The organism is Amycolatopsis sp. NPDC052450 (assembly GCF_044547565.1).
Lineage (GTDB): Bacteria > Actinomycetota > Actinomycetes > Mycobacteriales > Pseudonocardiaceae > Amycolatopsis.
The window spans coordinates 55,053-71,693 of sequence record NZ_JBIUAQ010000028.1 but is presented as its reverse complement, the minus strand read 5'-3'; the positions used below and the strand labels follow the sequence as shown (position 1 = coordinate 71,693).

Sequence of the window (16,641 nt, the reverse complement as noted above, 5' to 3'; positions counted from 1 at the left end):
CACAACGCGGGAAGGGGGCCTTCGTCCATTCCGGTCCGGGAACCCCGCGGCGTCGAACCGCGTCAAAGCCGACGAACTGAGACGATCGCCATGGACGACGCAAAACGGACCACCAGGGTTGACGAAATGACCAGTCCCGAAAACGCACAGCCGGAAAGCAAGCCGATCCCGCGGGAATTCCCGCCGGTCGTGTACCTGCCCTGTATGGAAGCGGTGGCCGACGCCACCGAGGCCCGCGTCGCCATGCGCACGACGAGAGACGGCAGGGTCGCGCTGCTCGCCTATTCCGCGCTCGATCGCCTGCACGATTGCTGTGGTCCCCATCAGCCGTGGATCGTCATGCCGACACCCGGGCTCGACGCGTTGCAGAAGGCGCAGCCCTTTCAGCTGCTGCTGCTCGACGTCGTGATTCCCGAGGACAAACGGCAGGAGGGGGCGGCGTGACCGGGCCTAAGGTCGATCACGACGTCCTCGACGGCATCGCCGGCACGCTGCGCAACGCCAGCTCCGATGTCGACGCTCTGGGGAATTCGGTCCCCGGCGCTCCCGACGCGGGAGCCGGTACGCCAGCGGTCGTCGGCATCCTCGCCCATTTCGTCGAGAACGCGAGTGCGCTGGTGCTCGGCGCGGCCGGTGCCGGCGACGACGTCGCTTCGGCGAACAAGGGCTACCGCGAGCAGGACCACGCCGCGGGAGAAGACATCCGTAAAGCGGCCGGGGAGCGCTGACCATGGGGATCGACACGAAGATCGAGGGAAATCCGGAAAGCGTCCGCGGCGCGGGGCATTGGCTGCGCGACTCGCTGGCGAAAAGCGTTTCGGACGCGGCGACGCAGATCTATAACGCCAGGAACAGCGCGGACGCCGGATGGGGCGGCGAGGGCGGTCAGGCCTTCCGCGTCAAGATGACCACCGGCGCCGAAAAGACCGACCAGTTGTCCGCCGCCGCCAAGACGGCCGCACAGAACTTCGACACCTACGCCGCAGACCTCCACCGCGCCCAGGAAGACATGCGCGGGGTCCGGAAACGCGCCGCCGCGGCCGGGCTCACGGTGAACGGCGACGTCATCGAGGATCCGGGCAAGGGCCCGTCCGCGCCCGGCGCCGCACCGACCGGCGAGGGCGCCACGCCAGAGGCGATGAAGGCGCACAGCGACGCCGTCACCGCGTCGAACGCGCACGCGGCCAAGGTCAAGGCGTACAACACAGCCAAGACCGAGTCCGACGCCGCGAGTCATATCGCGAAGCTCGCGGGCGACACGCTGAAGAACGTCTGGCAGGACGTCACGCAGAAGTGGTTCCTCGTGGTCGGCGACCTCACCAGCGGTGCCGCCGGGACACTCGCCGCCAAACACTCGTCGATTCTCGGTAAACAGGCGAAATTCCTTTCCGAGGAATCCGCGAAGTTCCTGGAGCGGGCGCGAACCGCGCCGGCGGGGACTCCGGCGTCGCAGATCTATCGCGACGTCGACCTCGGACGGACCGCCGCCCAGCAGGCGGACGACGTCGCCGCGGCGGCGAAGAACACCGACGCCAACGCGGCCAAGTGGGGCCTTCGAGCGGGTGGCGCGCTCGCCGTCGCCGGTGTCGCCTACGACATCGCCAACGGCAAACCGGCCGCGCAGGCGATCGTTTCCGGTGGCGTCGGATTCGGCGCCTCGGTGGCCGCCGGCGCGGCGATCGGCACCCTGATCCCGGTGCCCGTCGTCGGAACGGCGGTCGGTGCCATCGGCGGTGCTGTGGTAGGTGTATTCGCGTCGGGCATGGTCGATTCCCTGTGGACGAACGGGATCGGCGACGTGGGCGGAGCGATCGAGGACGGGGCCGAAGCTGTGGGCGATGCGGGCAAGGCCATCGGCGGACTCGCCAAGGACGCGTGGGATGCCATCTTCTGACCTCGGCGAGCGACCCGCGGAATGGCCGCCAGGTGACGGCGCGAAGTACAAAGCGGCGCTGGTCTTCGTCGTGCTCCTCGGGGTCGCCTGTGTGCCCGTCGGGTTCGGGTTCGTCGCGATCGGCAAGGCCGGGGCGCTGAAGTACGCCCTCCTGCTCGCGGCGTTGTTCCTGCTCACAGCGGCGTACGGGCTGGTGACGAGGATCCGTCCGGGGCATCGCCATGCCGACATCGCGATCACCACGTACGAGGGGCGCCCGGCCACCGAAATCCGCTACTCGCAAGCGGCCTTCACGGTCCTGACGCTGCTGATGGTCTGCCTGGCGGCCCTCTGCGCGCTGGGCGTCTGGGACTTCCTGTCGGCGGGCGAAGAGGTGCCGGCGGCACCAGCCGGAGCGGCGTTGATGGGCATCGCCGCCTTGTTCTTCTTGAGTTTCCTCGTGTTCGTGGTGGCGGGCCGGTTGCAGCGCGGCCGGGTCGTCCTGGCGCAGCAGGGGATTTTCCAGCGCGGGAGGGCCTTTTCGTCCTTCCTGCCGTGGGAGGCGTTCGCCGGGGCGAAGGCCGCGTACAACGGAACGCCCGAAGTGCTGGTGATCGCCTACACGAACGCGCCATGGGACAAGCGGCGGCTCGGCGGGATCTGGAAGCTCGACAAGCTGCCGCCCGCGCCGATGATCGAGATCGACACCACGTCGTTCGCGCTCGACCCGACCGTGGTCTACCACCTGGTGCGGTTCTACGTGGAGAATCCGGCCGCCCGCGCGGAACTGGGCACGGACGCCTCCCTGCGCCGGTTCAGCCCACGCTGACGCCGAACAGCACACCGACGTAGTAGGTCACCAGCATCGTCAGCGCGCCGACGCCGACGTTTCGCGCGATCGCGCGGCCGACGCGGGCGTCACCGAGTTTCGCGCTGACGAACCCGGTCAGCACCAGGCCGACCACCACCGCCGACGCGCACGCCCAGACCCGCGCCGAGGTCGGCGTCCACGCGATCGACAGCAGCGGCAGCAGCGCGCCGACGGTGAACGCGACCAGCGAAGCCCACGCCGCCTGCCACGGGCTGGTCAGATTGTCCGGATCGATGCCGAGTTCGGCTTCGGCGTGTGCCTGCAGGGCGTCCTTTTCGGTCAGTTCGCGGGCGACCTCGGCGGCGAGTTCCGGGGAAAGCCCTTTCGACTCGTAGATCTCCGCGAGTTCCCGTTCTTCGGCCTCCGGCATCTCTTTCAGTTCACGCTTTTCCAGCCGCAACTGGGCGCGTTCGGTGTCGCGCTGGGTGCTCACCGAGACGTATTCGCCGCCCGCCATCGAAAGGGCGCCCGCGACCAGTCCGGCGATTCCCGCGGTCGCGATCACGGTGGAGTCGGTGGTCGCGCCCGCGACGCCGACCACGATGCCCGCCACCGAAACGATCCCGTCGTTCGCGCCGAGAACCCCGGCGCGAAGCCAGTTCAGCTTGCCGCCCAGATCCGCGTGCGGCTCGTGCGGATGTGAAGTCGATACGGTATCGGTCACCTTTTCAGTGAAACACAAAGAACGGGGATCGGCGAGGGAAGACCGTTTCGGTGAATAGAGGCAATCCTTATTGACTATTGCCTTGCCTAACCCATCGGCTAGGTTGAGTCCGTGGCCGAGGTGGTGATCCTGATCGGGCTCCAGGCGTCCGGGAAGACGACGTTCTTCCGCCGGGAGTTCGCGAGCACGCACGTCCATGTCAGCAAGGACACCTTCCCCAACGCCCGGCGTCCCCAGGTCCGGCAACTGCGGATGCTGGCCGAAGCGCTCGAGGACGGCCGTTCGGTGGTCGTGGACAACACCAACCCCTCGCCGGCGGAATGGGCGCCGCTGGTCGAGGTCGCCAGGCGGTACGGCGCGCGGGTGCGCGGCTACTGGTTCCCGCCCGACCTCGCCGGGTCCCACGGGCGCAACGCGCTCAGGAAAGGGAAAACCCGGGTGCCCGACGTCGGTCTGTATGCGACGCTGAAACGCCTGAGGCGACCTGGCGCCGAGGATGGTTTCGATGAGCTGTACACCGTCGGTTTCGACGGTGAGGGCGGTTTCGTCGTGGAACGGGGGTGACCGTGGAATCCGGTGGTTTCGAGGCGCGGCAACGCGAACGCGAGTGGTTCCACGGCCTGACCGTCCCGCCGGGATCGTGGACGGTGCTCCGCGTGGACGGCCGCGGGTTCTCCAAGTTCACCGAAGCGCGGTTCGAGAAGCCTTTCGATCCCCGGTTCAGTGAGTGCATGGTCGAGGCGGCCAAGGCTTTGATGGCGGACTTCGCCGCGCCGTACGTCTACACCGAGAGCGACGAGATCTCGATCCTGCTCGATCCCGCCGCCGACCTGTTCGGCAGGGGAGTCGAGAAGCTCGTGTCGATCTCGGCCGGGATCGCGTCGGCGGCGTTCACGCACGCGGCCGGAGTGCCCGCGCACTTCGACGGCCGGGTTTGGCTCGGCACGACGGCGGACGACGTCGTCGACTATTTCTCCTGGCGTCAGGCGGACGCGACCCGCTGCGCGCTCAACGGCTGGTGCTACTGGACCTTGCGCAAGGCGGGGAAATCGGCGCGGGAAGCGGGAGACGCCTTGGCGGGTGCGGGTATCCCCGAGAAGAACGAGCTGCTTTACGCGCATGGCGTCAACTTCACCGAAGTGCCGGCCTGGCAGCGACGCGGCGTCGGGTTGTACTGGGAATCCTACGAGCGCGCCGGATTCGATCCGGTGCGCGAGATCGAGGTCCCCGCGACCCGCCGCCGCGTCCGCGTGGAGGGTGAGTTGCCGATGAAGGACGAGTACCGCGTCTTCCTCGGCGAACTGCTTCAGCCGATCGGTTCGGGCAGCCGCCGCACGGTGTAGGCGAGTTCGATCGTCTCGCCGGTCGCCGGGTCGCCCAGTTCCACGCGCCAGGAGTCGGCGAACTGGTCGACGCCGTGCACCATCGGGATGGTCCCCGAGATCAGCACGGTGCCCGGAGCGTGGAGGCCGCGTTCGCGCAGCACGTCCAGCCAGTACGACGGCGGCAGCAGCTCCGCGAGTTTCCCTTGCTGGATCAGGGTTTCCCCGGCCCAAGCCGAGAGGGTGAGGTCGTCAAGCCGGTCCTGGACATCGACGAGGCGCCAGGCCTTGGCGGCGAGCACGTCGGGGCCGGCGTTCTTGCTCCACGCGACGCCGTGCGCTTCGAGCGCGCGGTCGGTGTGGTCGCAGGCGGCGGTCAGGAGGACGTCCTCGGGCGCGGGGCCGGTGATGACGATGGCCCATTCGGCCTCGCCGGAGGTCCGCTCGTGCTGCACCGGGACCTCGTCGGTCTGGCTCGCCAGGTACGGCGCGACCGGATAGAGCGCCGGGATCACCGAGGGCGCGGGGACGCCGAGTTCGGCCAGTTCGGCCACGTGGGCGGCGACGTCCTCCTGGCTGCGACCGGCGTATCCGGCGTTCAGCAGCGTGTGGACCTCGGTCCGCCGCTCCTCGCCGCCGGGAAGGGTGAAACGCAGCTCAGGCATCTGTCCTCCGAGATTGGGGGTTGCGCATACAGCTTGTATACAAGGAGTATATCCGCAATTCAACCCCTCCCGGCGGGGTTGCGGATCTCCTACGGACGGGACGTGGACATGACCTCACCAGCCGGTGACCGGCGTTCGCTGCACAAGGCCTTCGCGGCCAGCCTCTCGGGAACAGCGCTCGAGTGGTACGACTTCGCGGCCTACTCGGTGGCGGCCGCGACGATCTTCGGGCAGCTCTTCTTCCCCTCGGAAGACCAGCTAGCGAGCACGATGGCGGCGTTCTCCACCTACGCCGTCGGCTACCTCGCCCGGCCGCTCGGCGGATTCCTCTTCGGCCGCCTCGGCGACGTACTCGGCCGCAAGCGGATCCTGGTCATGACGCTCGTGCTCACCGGCGTGGCCACGTTCCTCATCGGCGTCCTGCCCACGTACGAGAGCATCGGCGGCTTCGCGGCCGTGCTGCTCGTCGCGCTGCGGTTCGCGCAGGGTGTGGGCATCGGCGGCGAATGGGGTGGCGCCGTCCTGCTCTCGAGCGAGTTCGGCGATCCGGCCAAACGCGGGTTCTGGGCGTCGGCCGCGCAGATCGGCCCGCCCGCGGGCAACCTGCTCGCCAACGGTGTCCTCGCCGTACTGGCCGCGCTGCTCACCGAGGCCCAGTTCAACAGCTGGGGCTGGCGGATCGCGTTCCTGCTTTCCGGCGCGCTGGTCGGTTTCGGCCTGTGGATCCGGCTCAAGCTGGAGGAAACGCCGGTCTTCAAGCAGATCCAGGAGCGCGGCGAGCGTTCGTCGGCGCCGATCTCCGAGGTCTTCCGCACCGAACGCCGCGCGCTGGTCGCGGCCGTGCTGATCCGCGTCTGCCCGGACGTGCTGTACGCGCTGTTCACCGTCTTCGTCCTCACCTACGTCACCACGCACACCGACCTCTCGCGTGGCGCGGGACTGGCCGCGGTGATGATCGGGTCCGCGTTCCAGCTGATCCTGATGCCGCTGTTCGGCGCCCTTTCGGACCGGGTCTCCCGGCGCAAGATGTACCTGGTCGCGACCATCGCCGCCGGGATCTGGCCGTTCGTGTTCTTCCCGATGGTCAGCGGCGGTTCGTTCCTCATGCTGGCGATCGGGATCGTGCTCGCGCTGGTCATCCACGCCGCGCTCTACGGGCCGCAGGCCGCGCTCGTCACCGAGCAGTTCTCGCCGCGCCTGCGCTACACCGGCAGCTCGCTGGCGTACACCCTCGCCGGCGTGATCGGCGGGGCGCCCGCACCACTGCTGTTCACGGCGCTGCTCGCCGGTTTCGACACCTGGCTCGCGATCGGCGTCTACCTGCTCGCGACCGCGGTGGTGACCATCATCGGTGTCGTACTCACCCGTGACCCGGACCGCGAGGAGGCCGCTGCCATGGAGCACGCGCGATGACCTGGTCGCCGATGTCCACAGTGGAGGGTCTGCCGCTGATCGGCGGACAGGGCCGGTTCCGGACGCTCGCGACGGCGGAAGGCGGGCTGGCGTACGAGATCCACTACCCGGCGGGCGTCGCTTCCCCCGTGCACAGCCACGATCACGACAGCATCGTGTACCTGCTGTCCGGTTCGCTGCGCGGCACTCTCGACGGCCGGGAAGTGACCCTCGAAGCGGGCGGCACGATCGTCCACCCGCGCGGTGTCCCGCACAGCGTCGAGGCCATTGTGGACAGTCAGTGGGTCGAGTTCAAGACACCGCTGCCCTCGCGGCCACCGATCGCGGAATGAAAAAGCCGGGGCGGACACTGATATCCAGCGTCCGCCCCGGTCGGGAGAAAAGTCTTACGCGTCCAGCTCGGCCAGCGCCAGCTTCGCCTTCTCCAGCTCGGCTTCGAGCTGAGCGACCTTCGCGGCCTGCAGCTCACGGGCGGCGTTGATGACCTCGTCGATCGGGCCCGACAGGTCGGCGTGCAGTTCCTTGGCGGCGCGGGACACGGCCGCGGCCGGGATCTCCAGGCCCTTCGCGACCCACTTGGCGCCGTTCTTGAGCTCGGCCTGCCACTCACCGTCGGCGGTGCCGGTGACCGTGAGGGTCAGCTCGACGGTGCGGGTCTTCTTCGCCGTCGTGGCGACCTTCGGGCGGCCACGCTTGGGCTTGGGGGACTCCACCGCGCTGTCGGTGGCGTCTTCGGTGGTCTCCGGGGTTTCCGGAGTCTCGGTCTTGGCCTCGGCAGGGGCTTCGGCCGTCTCCGCCTGCGGCGTCGAGTCGACGGGCGCTTCGGTAGCCGCTTCTTCGGACACGGCGTCAGTGCGTGTCAAGGCATCCACGGTCATCGTCGGTGTCGTCTCCTTGCCCGGGTATGGGGTGGTACCCGGCACATCCTAGAACAGGCGTTCGAGTGATGCGAACCGGGGTGTGGTAGGCGTGTCGATGTCAGGAAAGGGTCGTTCAGGACGAAAAGTGTCCTGAACGACCCTTTCCTGACGTTTTGGGGCGCTACTCCTCGGACTTGCCGGTCTTCAGGCCCGAAGAGATCAGGTCCATCACCGACGAGTCGGCCAGCGTGGTCACGTCGCCGACCTGGCGGTTCTCGGCGACGTCACGCAGCAGGCGGCGCATGATCTTGCCGGAGCGCGTCTTGGGCAGCTCCTGCACGACCAGGATCTGCCGAGGCTTCGCGATCGGCCCGATCTCCTTGGCGACGTGGTTGCGCAGCTCCTGCACGGCCTTGTCGCCACCGTCCACCGCGTTGCCGCGCAGGATGACGAACGCGACGATGCCCTGACCGGTGGTCGGGTCGGTCGCGCCGACGACGGCGGCCTCGGCGACCGTCGGATGCGAGACCAGCGCCGACTCGACCTCGGTGGTCGAGATGCGGTGCCCGGACACGTTCATCACGTCGTCGACCCGGCCCAGCAGCCAGACGTCGCCGTCGGCGTCGTACTTCGCGCCGTCGCCGGCGAAGTAGTAGCCCTGGTCGGCGAAGCGGGACCAGTAGGTCTCGCGGAAACGCTCCTCGTCGCCCCAGATGCCGCGCAGCATGCCCGGCCACGGCTTGTCGAGCACGAGGTACCCGCCGCCGCCCTTGCCGACCTCGACGCCCTGGTCGTCGACGACCTTCGCCGAGATACCCGGCAGTGCCCTCTGCGCCGAGCCCGGCTTCGTGGCGGTGACGCCCGGCAGCGGCGAGATCATGATCCCGCCGGTCTCGGTCTGCCACCAGGTGTCGACGATCGGCGCCGAGTTCGCGCCGACGTTCTCGCGGTACCAGATCCACGCTTCGGGGTTGATCGGCTCACCGACGCTGCCGAGCACGCGCAGCGACGAGAGATCGTACTTCTGCGGGATCTCGTTGCCCCACTTCATGAACGTGCGGATCAGCGTGGGCGCGGTGTAGTAGATGGAGACCTTGTGCTGCTGGACGATCTCCCAGTGACGGCCTTCGTGCGGGGTGTTCGGCGTGCCTTCGTAGACCACCTGCGTCGTCCGGTTCGCCAAGGGCCCGTACACGATGTACGTGTGCCCGGTGATCCAGCCGATGTCGGCGGTGCACCAGTAGACGTCTTCGCCGGCCTTGTGATCGAAGACGTTGTGGTGCGTGTACGCGGCCTGAGTCAGGTATCCGCCGGAGGTGTGCAGGATGCCCTTCGGCTTCCCGGTGGTGCCGGAGGTGTAGAGGATGAAGAGCGGGTGCTCGGAGTCGAACGCCTGCGGCGCGTGCTCCGCGGACTGGCCGTCGACCAGTTCGTGCCACCAGAGGTCGCGGCCTTCGGTGATCGGCACCTCTTCGCCGGTGCGCCGGACGACGATGACCTTCTCGACCGATTCGGCGCCTTCGAGCGCTTCGTCGACATTGACCTTCATCGGGGCGGCCTTGCCGCGGCGGTACTGGCCGTCGGTCGTGATGACGATCCGCGCTGCCTGGTCGTCCACCCGGGATCGCAGTGCTGTCGGGGAAAAACCACCGAAGACGACACTGTGCAGGACACCGATGCGGGCACACGCGAGCATCGCGACGATCGCTTCGGGCACCATCGGCATCTGGATGGCGACCCGGTCGCCCGCCGTGAGGCCGAGGGACTCGAAGGCGTTCGCCGCCTTGGAAACCTCGTCCTTCAGCTGCGCGTAGGTGATGTCACGGTTGTCGCCGGGCTCGCCGACCCAGTGGATGGCGACCTGGTCGCCGTGCCCGGAATCGACGTGGCGGTCGACGCAGTTGTACGCGACGTTGAGCTTCCCGCCCACGAACCACTTCGCCACCGGCGCATTGGTCCAGTCCAGTACCTGGGACCACTTCGTTTCCCAGTCGAGGCGCTCGGCCTGCTTGGCCCAGAACGCTTCACGGTCGGCGTCGGCTTCGGCGTAGAAGTCGGCGGTGGCATTCGCTTGCGCGCTGAAAGCCTCGCTCGGGGGGAAGGTCCTGCTCTCCGTGAGCAAATTGTCCAGCGCCGGCGACTGCTCGGTCATGGTGCGATGCCTCCTGTGATTCGCGTGTCTTCACGCCCGTTGGCACGCTATCGACGTTACGACGCGAAGTAAAAGGTTGCATCGTGGTTGCGCGCGGCATTCACACGCTTGAGGACAAAGCGGTACGGACCGCCGGCCATTCTGGTCCGGTGACGGAGTAGACGACGGTGTCACGGATGGTTCCGTCGGGCCGGACGCGATGCGCGCGCAGCACCCCTTCCCGTCGCGCGCCGAGACGTTCGATCGCCTTCTGGGACTTCAGGTTGCGGATGTCGGTCTCCCACGAGACCCGGTTCGCGCCGAGGTCGTCGAAAGCGTGGCGCAGCAACAGGAGTTTCGACTCGCGGTTGAGTCCGGTCCGCTGCCATTCGGAACCGATCCAGGTGTAGCCGAGGGAAACGATCTTGTGGCGCGCGTTCATCGCGTAGAACGACGTCGTGCCCGCGACCTCGCCGGTGCGGGCGTCGATCTGGGCCCAGGCGCGGCGGTCCGGGTCGGCGAGGATGTCGTCGACCATGGTTTCGGCCGCGGCGATGTCCCGCGGTTGCCGGAGGCTGAGCCAGGTCCAGATCGCCGGGTCGGAGCCCGCCGCGAACAAGCCCTTCGCGTGATCGCGGGTGAGCGGTTCGAGATGGACGCGATCGCCGCGCAGGGTGGCATGGACACTCCAGCTGTTCCAGTCGGTCACGGGCTCGACGTTACGGACGGCAATGGCCCTACTGGAGAGCCAGTTTCGAAGCATTCGAGAAGGCCACTGGGGCGTTGCCTATGCTCGCGGGAACGATCGAGAAGGCGAGGCAGCATGGCCGAGGAGCGGGAAGAGCTCACCTGGGAGTTGTTCGGGACGGCCAGCAGGGAGCTGGCGCAAGCCGTCGCCGACGACGGCTTCGAGCCGGACCTCATCCTGTCGATCGCGCGAGGCGGGCTGTTCGTCGCGGGCGCGCTCGGCTACGCGCTCGACGTGAAGAACCTGCACGTGATGAACGTCGAGTTCTACACCGGCGTCGATCAGCGCCTCGACCTGCCGGTGATGCTGCCGCCGGTGCCGAACGTCGTCGACCTGACGAAGAAGAAGGTGCTCGTCGCCGACGACGTCGCGGACACGGGTGCGACCTTGAAGCTGGTCCGCGACTTCTGCGCCGACCACGTCGCCGAGGTGCGCTGCGCGGTCGTCTACGAGAAGCCGCGCTCCGAGGTCAAATGCGAGTACGTCTGGAAGCACACGGACCGCTGGATCAACTTCCCGTGGTCGGTGCAGGCACCGGTCGTGCGCCGTGAGGGCCAGGTGCTGGACGCGTGACGGATCCGCTGAAGCCGCTGCTGGACCTCGAAGGGGTCGCCGCGGCCGCGAAATCGGCACAGGACGCGGTGTTCGCCGTCCACCGGCTGCCCGCCAACCTGCGCGGCGGCGCGGAGACGGCCGCCGAAGCGTCCGTGCGGTCGGCGCGGGCGTCGGCGGGGATCGAAGGCGCCGCGCCCGAACTGCCCGAATCCGGTGAAGTGACCGATCCGGTGCTGGCCGGCGCGCTGCGGGTGGCGGAAGCGCTGGAAAGTCTGCTCCCGACGTGGCGGCGTGCGCCGTTGCAGGCGTTGGCGCGTTTGCACCTTCTCGCCGCGTCGGATCTGGTGACGGATCCCGACGCGCTCGGACGGCCGCGGTCGTCCGGCGACGTCGGTCCGCGGCTGGAGATGCTGGCGCAACTGATCACCGGCGCGACGTCGGTGCCGGGGCCGGTGCTGACCGCCGTCGTGCACGGGGAACTGTTGGCACTCAAGCCTTTCGGATCCGCGGACGGCGTCGTCGCGAGGGCCGCGGCGCGGCTTTCGGCGGTGGCGACCGGCCTGGATCCGAAGGCGCTGACGGTGCCCGAGGTGGCGTACTTCCGGCGCGTGCCGAAGTACCTCGAAGCCGCTTCGGCGTTCTCAGGCGGGACTCCTGAGGGCGTCCGGGCTTGGCTGCTCTTTTCGTGTGAAGCCTTCGAGGCGGGCGCCCGCGAGGCGAAGTCGATCTCCGACTCCGCCGGCTGAACCCCGCAATTCGGCACCTGGTTGCGATACTTGCACGCGCAACCATCGCAACCAGGTGCCGAATTGCGGAGTGTGTGGCGCCCACATGGGATCTTGGGTAGGTGTGGGGCGTAACCACATGGTCTAAGTGCCGGGAGCGACCTAACGTCGTCCGGCATGAGTGGTGCGTATCACAGCGATCTGGCCGGTAAGTCCGCGCTGGTCACGGGCGCGGCGAGCGGGATCGGCCTGGCCTGCGCCGAAGCGCTCGCCGAGGCGGGGGCCAAGGTCCACCTCGCCGACATCGACGACGCCGTCGAGAAGGCGGCCGCCGGCATCAACGGCATCGCGCACGTCGTCGACCTCACCGACGCCCAGGCCGTCGAGACCCTCCCGGCCGAGATCGACATCCTCGTCAACAACGCCGGCTTCCAGCACATCGCGCCGATCCACGAATTCCCGCCGGAGACGTTCACCGGCATCCAGGCGCTCATGGTCACCGCGCCGTTCCTGCTCATCCGCCGCGTGCTGCCGAACATGTACGAACGCGGCTGGGGGCGCGTGGTCAACATGTCCAGCGTCCACGGCCTCCGCGCGAGCCCGTTCAAATCCGCGTACGTCACCGCGAAACACGCGCTCGAAGGGCTCTCCAAGGTCACCGCGCTCGAAGGCGCGGAACACGGCGTGACCAGCAACTGCGTCAACCCCGGCTACGTCCGCACACCGCTGGTCACCGGCCAGCTCCAGGCACAGGCCGAAGAACACGGGCTCGAACGCGACGCCGTCATCGAGCAGGTCCTGCTGCGCCGGTCGGCGATCAAGCGGCTCATCGAACCCGCCGACGTCGCCGCCTGCGTGCTCTGGCTGTCCGGCGACCACGCCGCCCACGTCACCGGCACCTCCATCCCCCTCGACGGCGGCTGGACCGCCGCGTGACCCCTGTGTCTCCGGTGAACCCGCGACCGCGATCGACGTCGGCGGGGCGCTGCCCGGTCGTCACCGCGATAGCGGGGCCTTCGGACGGCGCGGGTTCATGCGTTCGGCCGCTTTCGGAATCCACTTCCAGCTCCGCCAACAGGTACTAAAGAAAGGAAGCCCTCGGTGACCACCCAGAACCGCGGCTCGATCGCGAAGGTCGTCAGCGCCAGCCTGATCGGCACGACGATCGAGTGGTACGACTTCTTCCTCTACACCTCCGCCGCGGCGCTGGTGTTCGGCAAATTGTTCTTTCCCACCAACGATCCGCTCACCGGCACACTGCTCGCCTTCCTCACCTACGCCGTCGGTTTCCTCGCACGGCCGGTCGGCGGGCTGGTGTTCGGGCACTTCGGCGACCGGGTCGGCCGCAAGAAGCTGCTGGTGCTGAGCCTGCTGCTGATGGGCGGCTCGACCTGCGCGATGGGCATCCTCCCGACGTACGCCTCCGTCGGTGTCCTGGCGCCGATCCTGCTGACACTGCTGCGGCTGGTGCAGGGTTTCGCGCTCGGCGGCGAATGGGGCGGCGCCGTGCTGATCGTCTCCGAACACGGCGACGACAAACGACGCGGGTTCTGGGCGTCTTGGCCGCAGTGCGGTGCGCCCGGCGGGAACCTGCTCGCGACGGCGGTCTTGGCGATCCTCGCCGGGACGCAGTCCGATGAGGCGTTCCTCAGCTGGGGCTGGCGGATCCCGTTCCTGCTTTCCGGTGTCCTCGTGGTGATCGGGCTGTGGATCCGGCTCGCGGTCAGCGAATCCCCGGTGTTCCTCGCCGCTCAGAAGAACAACGCGACCACGCAGGCCCCGGTCGTCGAGGTGTTCCGCAAGAGCTGGCGCGCGGTGCTGATCACGATCGGTTCGCGGATGGCGGAGAACGTTTCGTACTACGTGATCACGGCGTTCATTCTCGTCTATGTCACCACCGGGCTGGGTTTGCCGAAATCGGCCGGATTGAACGCGGTACTCATCGGTTCCGCCGTGCATTTCGTGACGATTCCCCTGTGGGGCATTCTTTCCGACCGGATCGGCCGCCGGCCGGTCTATCTGTTCGGCGCGATCGGCATGGCGGCGTGGAGTTTCGCGTTCTTCGCGATGCTCGACACGAAGAATTCCGGTGTCATCATTCTCGCGGCGACCGTCGGGCTGGTGCTGCACGGCGCGATGTACGGACCGCAGGCCGCGTTCTTCTCCGAACAGTTCCCGACGCGGGTCCGCTACACCGGCCTTTCGGTCGGCGGGCAGCTGTCGTCGATCGCGGCGGGGGCGGTGGCGCCGCTCATCGCGGTCGCGCTGTTCAAGGAGTTCGGCAGCACGATCCCGGTGTCGCTCTACGTGGTCGCGATGTGCGTGCTGACCGTGATCGCGCTGCTCGCTGCCCGCGAGACCAAGGGCGAGTCCCTGCACTCCGAAGTTCTCCCGGAGCGCGGTCACGTGCCAGCATGACCGCTGTGGACAGTTCCGCACAGTTGCGCCGGCTGCTCGAACTGCTCGCCTCCGGGGCGGGCAGCGAGCAGCTGGCGCACGTCCCCGTCGATCCGAAGGCCACCGAGCTGGCGCTGCGGATCCGGGACACCGTCGCCGAGCACCGGCGGCGCGAGGCGGAGCTGGCCGCGCTGTTCGACACGGCCAGCGACCTCGCCCGGCTGGACGATCCGGACGCCGTCCTCCGGTCGATCGTGCGGCGGGCGCGGGCGTTGCTCGGCGTGGACGTCTCGTATCTCAGCCTCAACGACGAAACCGAAGGCAAGACCTACGTCCGCGTGACCGACGGCTCGGTTTCCGCGCTGTTCCAGGACATCGTGCTGGGTATGGGCGAGGGGCTCGGCGGGCTGGTCGCGCAGACCGCGCGGCCGTACGCGACGGCGGACTACTTCAACGACAAGCGGTTCCGCCATACGTCGTCGATCGACACCGGGGTGCTCGACGAGGGACTGACCGCGATCCTCGGGGTGCCGCTGGCGATCGGCAGCAAGGTCATCGGGGTGCTGTTCGCCTCCGACCGCACCACGCGCGAGTTCTCGCCCGACGAGGTCGCGCTGCTGTCGTCGCTGGCCGACCACGCGGCGATCGCGCTGGACAACGCGCATCTGCTCGACGAGACGCGCCGCGCGGTCGCCGAGCTGAACGCCGCCAACGCGACGATCAGCGCGCACAACGACGCGATGCGCCGCGCCGAAGACGCGCACGACCGGCTGATGGATCTCGTGCTGCGCGGCGGCGATCTGGCCGAGGTCGCCGCCGCGGTCGCGGACGTGCTCGGCGGCGCCATCGCCGTCTACGACGCGGAAGGCGTTGTCCTGGCCCGCACCGGTGCGGAGCTGAGTCTCTCGCGTGCGGCGGTGTCGGCGTCCCGGGCGAGCGGCCGGGCGGTGTCCACTGAGGACGGTTGGCTGTGCGCCGTCCAGGCGGGGCAGGAATTCCTCGGCAGCCTGGTGCTCGGCGGCGGTCCGTCGCTCGGCGAGGCCGATCGGCGGCTGTTCGAACGGGCGGGCGTGGTCACCGCGGTGCTGCTGATGCAACGGCGTTCCGTCGCGCGCGCCGAGGACGAGGTGCGCGGGGAGCTGCTGTCGGACCTGCTCACCGCGCCGGGCCGTAACCCCTCCGCGCTACTGGCTCGCGGTCGCCGCTTGGGAGTCGATTTGTCGACACCACACGGGGTGCTGATCGCGCATTCCGACGGCGTCTCCAGGCGGCGGCTGGCCGCGGCGGCCGCGCGGCACGCGGATCTGGTCGGTGTCCACGCCGACGAGGTCGTCCTGCTGGTCCGCGGCGCTGATCCCGGGGCGCTGGCCGGATCCGTCGCCGCGGAACTGACGTCCACAATGGACTGTCCGGTGACGGTGGGTGCGGCGGGCCCGGCGGCGTCGCCGCGGGAGCTGGCCGTGGCGCACGCCGAAGCCGCGAGGTGCGTCGCGTCGTTGCTGGCGCTCGGGCGGGCGGGGGAAGGCGCGAGCATGGCCGATCTCGGGTTCGTCGGGCTGCTCCTCGGCGAGCACGCCGACCTCGGCGCGTACGTGACCGCCACGATCGGCCCGGTGCTCGACTACGACGAACGCCGCGGCACGGATCTGATCGGCACCCTTCGCGCGTATTTCGCCTGCGGCGGCAACTTGACGCGGGCGAAGGAACTTCTCCACGTGCACGTCAACACCGTCGTGCAGCGGCTGGATCGCATCGCGTCACTGCTGGGCGAGCACTGGCAGGCGCCCGAGCGCGCGCTGGAACTCCAGCTCGCGCTCAGGCTGCACCGCCTCACCAGTGACCGAAGCGGATGACCTCGTCGAAGCCGCGGCGAGCGACTTTGGTCGCCGAAGAGCCGGGCGAAGGTCCGGGTTCGTCACCGTGTCCGAGCGCCACGACGCCGATCGGGTCGTGATCCGCGGGCACCCCGAACTCGCTGTGAAGCCGCTCCACGCTTTCCGGCGCGAGCCCGAAGAACACCGCGCCGAGGCCCTCGTCGACGGCCGTCTGAAGGATCAGCATCGTCGCCATCCCGGTGTCGACATCCCAGTACGGCACGCGCCACCACGAGTCGTCGCCCTCGGCGAAACCCTTGTCCGGCTTCGCGTATCTGTCCAGATAGGCGTTCTTGACCGAGAGCGGGACGATCGCGACCGGTGCCGTGGTCACGGTTTCCGGCGCCCAGCTCGCCCCGAACTCCCAGAACTTCGCCAGTTCCTCGCCGGTGAGGACGAGAAATCCTTGTCCCTGTGAGAAACCGGCAGAGGGACCCTTCAGCGCGTTGCGCAGGATGCGTCGCAGACTCTCTTCCGCGACGGGTTTATCGGTGAACTTCCGGACCATGCGACGGCGTCGTACGACGTCCTGGAATTCCATCC

Annotated in this window: 19 protein-coding genes; 13 read left to right on the top strand and 6 right to left on the bottom strand. The window is 68.6% G+C overall.

Features of this window, described 5'->3' with window-relative positions; all coding sequences use genetic code 11:
* The first annotated feature begins 126 nt into the window (after nucleotides 1-126).
* Genes ACIHAO_RS33430 through ACIHAO_RS33415 form a run of 4 tightly spaced genes read left to right on the top strand, consistent with a single transcriptional unit; the run spans nucleotide 127 to nucleotide 2,702 of the window.
* Nucleotides 127-444, top strand: coding sequence for an SAV_915 family protein (locus tag ACIHAO_RS33430; RefSeq protein ID WP_125786238.1), 318 nt, complete (start codon nucleotides 127-129; stop codon nucleotides 442-444).
* Nucleotides 441-728: a hypothetical protein gene (locus ACIHAO_RS33425; protein WP_396564662.1), complete on the top strand. Its 288-nt coding sequence runs from the start codon at nucleotides 441-443 to the stop codon at nucleotides 726-728. The genes ACIHAO_RS33430 and ACIHAO_RS33425 overlap by 4 nt, the downstream gene beginning before the upstream one ends.
* A 2-nt stretch (nucleotides 729-730) precedes the next feature.
* Complete coding sequence (locus tag ACIHAO_RS33420) at nucleotides 731-1,894, top strand: hypothetical protein (protein WP_396564660.1); 1,164 nt, start codon at nucleotides 731-733, stop codon at nucleotides 1,892-1,894.
* Nucleotides 1,881-2,702: a hypothetical protein gene (locus ACIHAO_RS33415; protein WP_396564658.1), complete on the top strand. Its 822-nt coding sequence runs from the start codon at nucleotides 1,881-1,883 to the stop codon at nucleotides 2,700-2,702. The genes ACIHAO_RS33420 and ACIHAO_RS33415 overlap by 14 nt, the downstream gene beginning before the upstream one ends.
* On the opposite strand, the gene ACIHAO_RS33410 is transcribed toward ACIHAO_RS33415, so the two are convergent.
* On the bottom strand, nucleotides 2,689-3,408 hold the full coding sequence (locus tag ACIHAO_RS33410; protein ID WP_396564656.1) for a VIT family protein: 720 nt from the start codon (nucleotides 3,406-3,408) through the stop codon (nucleotides 2,689-2,691). The genes ACIHAO_RS33415 and ACIHAO_RS33410 overlap by 14 nt on opposite strands.
* A 111-nt stretch (nucleotides 3,409-3,519) precedes the next feature.
* On the opposite strand from ACIHAO_RS33410, the gene ACIHAO_RS33405 reads away from it, so the two are divergent.
* Complete coding sequence (locus ACIHAO_RS33405) at nucleotides 3,520-3,972, top strand: AAA family ATPase (protein WP_396564654.1); 453 nt, start codon at nucleotides 3,520-3,522, stop codon at nucleotides 3,970-3,972.
* Nucleotides 3,969-4,751, top strand: coding sequence for a tRNA(His) guanylyltransferase Thg1 family protein (locus tag ACIHAO_RS33400; RefSeq protein WP_396564653.1), 783 nt, complete (start codon nucleotides 3,969-3,971; stop codon nucleotides 4,749-4,751). Before ACIHAO_RS33405 ends, ACIHAO_RS33400 begins: the two co-directional genes overlap by 4 nt.
* On the opposite strand, the gene ACIHAO_RS33395 is transcribed toward ACIHAO_RS33400, so the two are convergent.
* Nucleotides 4,715-5,395, bottom strand: coding sequence for a DUF2848 domain-containing protein (locus tag ACIHAO_RS33395; RefSeq protein ID WP_396564650.1), 681 nt, complete (start codon nucleotides 5,393-5,395; stop codon nucleotides 4,715-4,717). The two genes, ACIHAO_RS33400 and ACIHAO_RS33395, sit on opposite strands and share 37 nt — an antisense overlap.
* Before the next feature lie 108 nt (nucleotides 5,396-5,503).
* On the opposite strand from ACIHAO_RS33395, the gene ACIHAO_RS33390 reads away from it, so the two are divergent.
* The gene (locus ACIHAO_RS33390; RefSeq protein ID WP_396564648.1) at nucleotides 5,504-6,808 is read left to right on the top strand and encodes an MFS transporter; all 1,305 of its coding nucleotides are present in this window, start codon (nucleotides 5,504-5,506) and stop codon (nucleotides 6,806-6,808) included.
* The gene (locus ACIHAO_RS33385) at nucleotides 6,805-7,140 is read left to right on the top strand and encodes a cupin domain-containing protein (protein WP_396564646.1); all 336 of its coding nucleotides are present in this window, start codon (nucleotides 6,805-6,807) and stop codon (nucleotides 7,138-7,140) included. The genes ACIHAO_RS33390 and ACIHAO_RS33385 overlap by 4 nt, the downstream gene beginning before the upstream one ends.
* Before the next feature lie 54 nt (nucleotides 7,141-7,194).
* Here ACIHAO_RS33385 and ACIHAO_RS33380 read toward each other — a convergent pair whose 3' ends face one another.
* The 3 genes from ACIHAO_RS33380 to ACIHAO_RS33370 form a co-directional block, all read right to left on the bottom strand.
* Nucleotides 7,195-7,686: a DUF6319 family protein gene (locus ACIHAO_RS33380; protein ID WP_396564644.1), complete on the bottom strand. Its 492-nt coding sequence runs from the start codon at nucleotides 7,684-7,686 to the stop codon at nucleotides 7,195-7,197.
* A gap of 163 nt (nucleotides 7,687-7,849) precedes the next feature.
* Entirely contained in the window at nucleotides 7,850-9,820 is a 1,971-nt protein-coding gene (gene acs, locus ACIHAO_RS33375; RefSeq protein ID WP_396564642.1) for an acetate--CoA ligase, read from the bottom strand.
* Between the two features lie 100 nt (nucleotides 9,821-9,920).
* Nucleotides 9,921-10,508 carry a GNAT family N-acetyltransferase gene (locus ACIHAO_RS33370; protein ID WP_396564640.1) on the bottom strand — a complete coding sequence of 196 codons (588 nt, stop codon included), beginning with the start codon at nucleotides 10,506-10,508 and terminating at the stop codon, nucleotides 9,921-9,923.
* A 114-nt stretch (nucleotides 10,509-10,622) separates the two neighbouring features.
* On the opposite strand from ACIHAO_RS33370, the gene ACIHAO_RS33365 reads away from it, so the two are divergent.
* The 5 genes from ACIHAO_RS33365 (at nucleotide 10,623) to ACIHAO_RS33345 (ending at nucleotide 16,077) form a co-directional block, all read left to right on the top strand.
* On the top strand, nucleotides 10,623-11,120 hold the full coding sequence (locus ACIHAO_RS33365) for a phosphoribosyltransferase (RefSeq protein ID WP_005166906.1): 498 nt from the start codon (nucleotides 10,623-10,625) through the stop codon (nucleotides 11,118-11,120).
* Nucleotides 11,117-11,848, top strand: a complete 732-nt coding sequence (locus tag ACIHAO_RS33360) for an oxidoreductase (RefSeq protein ID WP_396564638.1) — start codon at nucleotides 11,117-11,119, stop codon at nucleotides 11,846-11,848. The genes ACIHAO_RS33365 and ACIHAO_RS33360 overlap by 4 nt, the downstream gene beginning before the upstream one ends.
* Before the next feature lie 156 nt (nucleotides 11,849-12,004).
* A complete protein-coding gene (locus tag ACIHAO_RS33355) occupies nucleotides 12,005-12,763 on the top strand; it encodes a 3-hydroxybutyrate dehydrogenase (protein WP_125791147.1) in 759 nt (252 codons plus the stop codon).
* Nucleotides 12,764-12,928: 165 nt separating this feature from the next.
* Complete coding sequence (locus ACIHAO_RS33350) at nucleotides 12,929-14,245, top strand: MFS transporter (protein ID WP_396564636.1); 1,317 nt, start codon at nucleotides 12,929-12,931, stop codon at nucleotides 14,243-14,245.
* A complete protein-coding gene (locus ACIHAO_RS33345) occupies nucleotides 14,242-16,077 on the top strand; it encodes a helix-turn-helix domain-containing protein (protein ID WP_396564634.1) in 1,836 nt (611 codons plus the stop codon). The genes ACIHAO_RS33350 and ACIHAO_RS33345 overlap by 4 nt, the downstream gene beginning before the upstream one ends.
* On the opposite strand, the gene ACIHAO_RS33340 is transcribed toward ACIHAO_RS33345, so the two are convergent.
* Entirely contained in the window at nucleotides 16,055-16,639 is a 585-nt protein-coding gene (locus ACIHAO_RS33340) for a nitroreductase family protein (RefSeq protein ID WP_396564632.1), read from the bottom strand. The genes ACIHAO_RS33345 and ACIHAO_RS33340 overlap by 23 nt on opposite strands.
* Nucleotides 16,640-16,641: the final 2 nt, after the last annotated feature.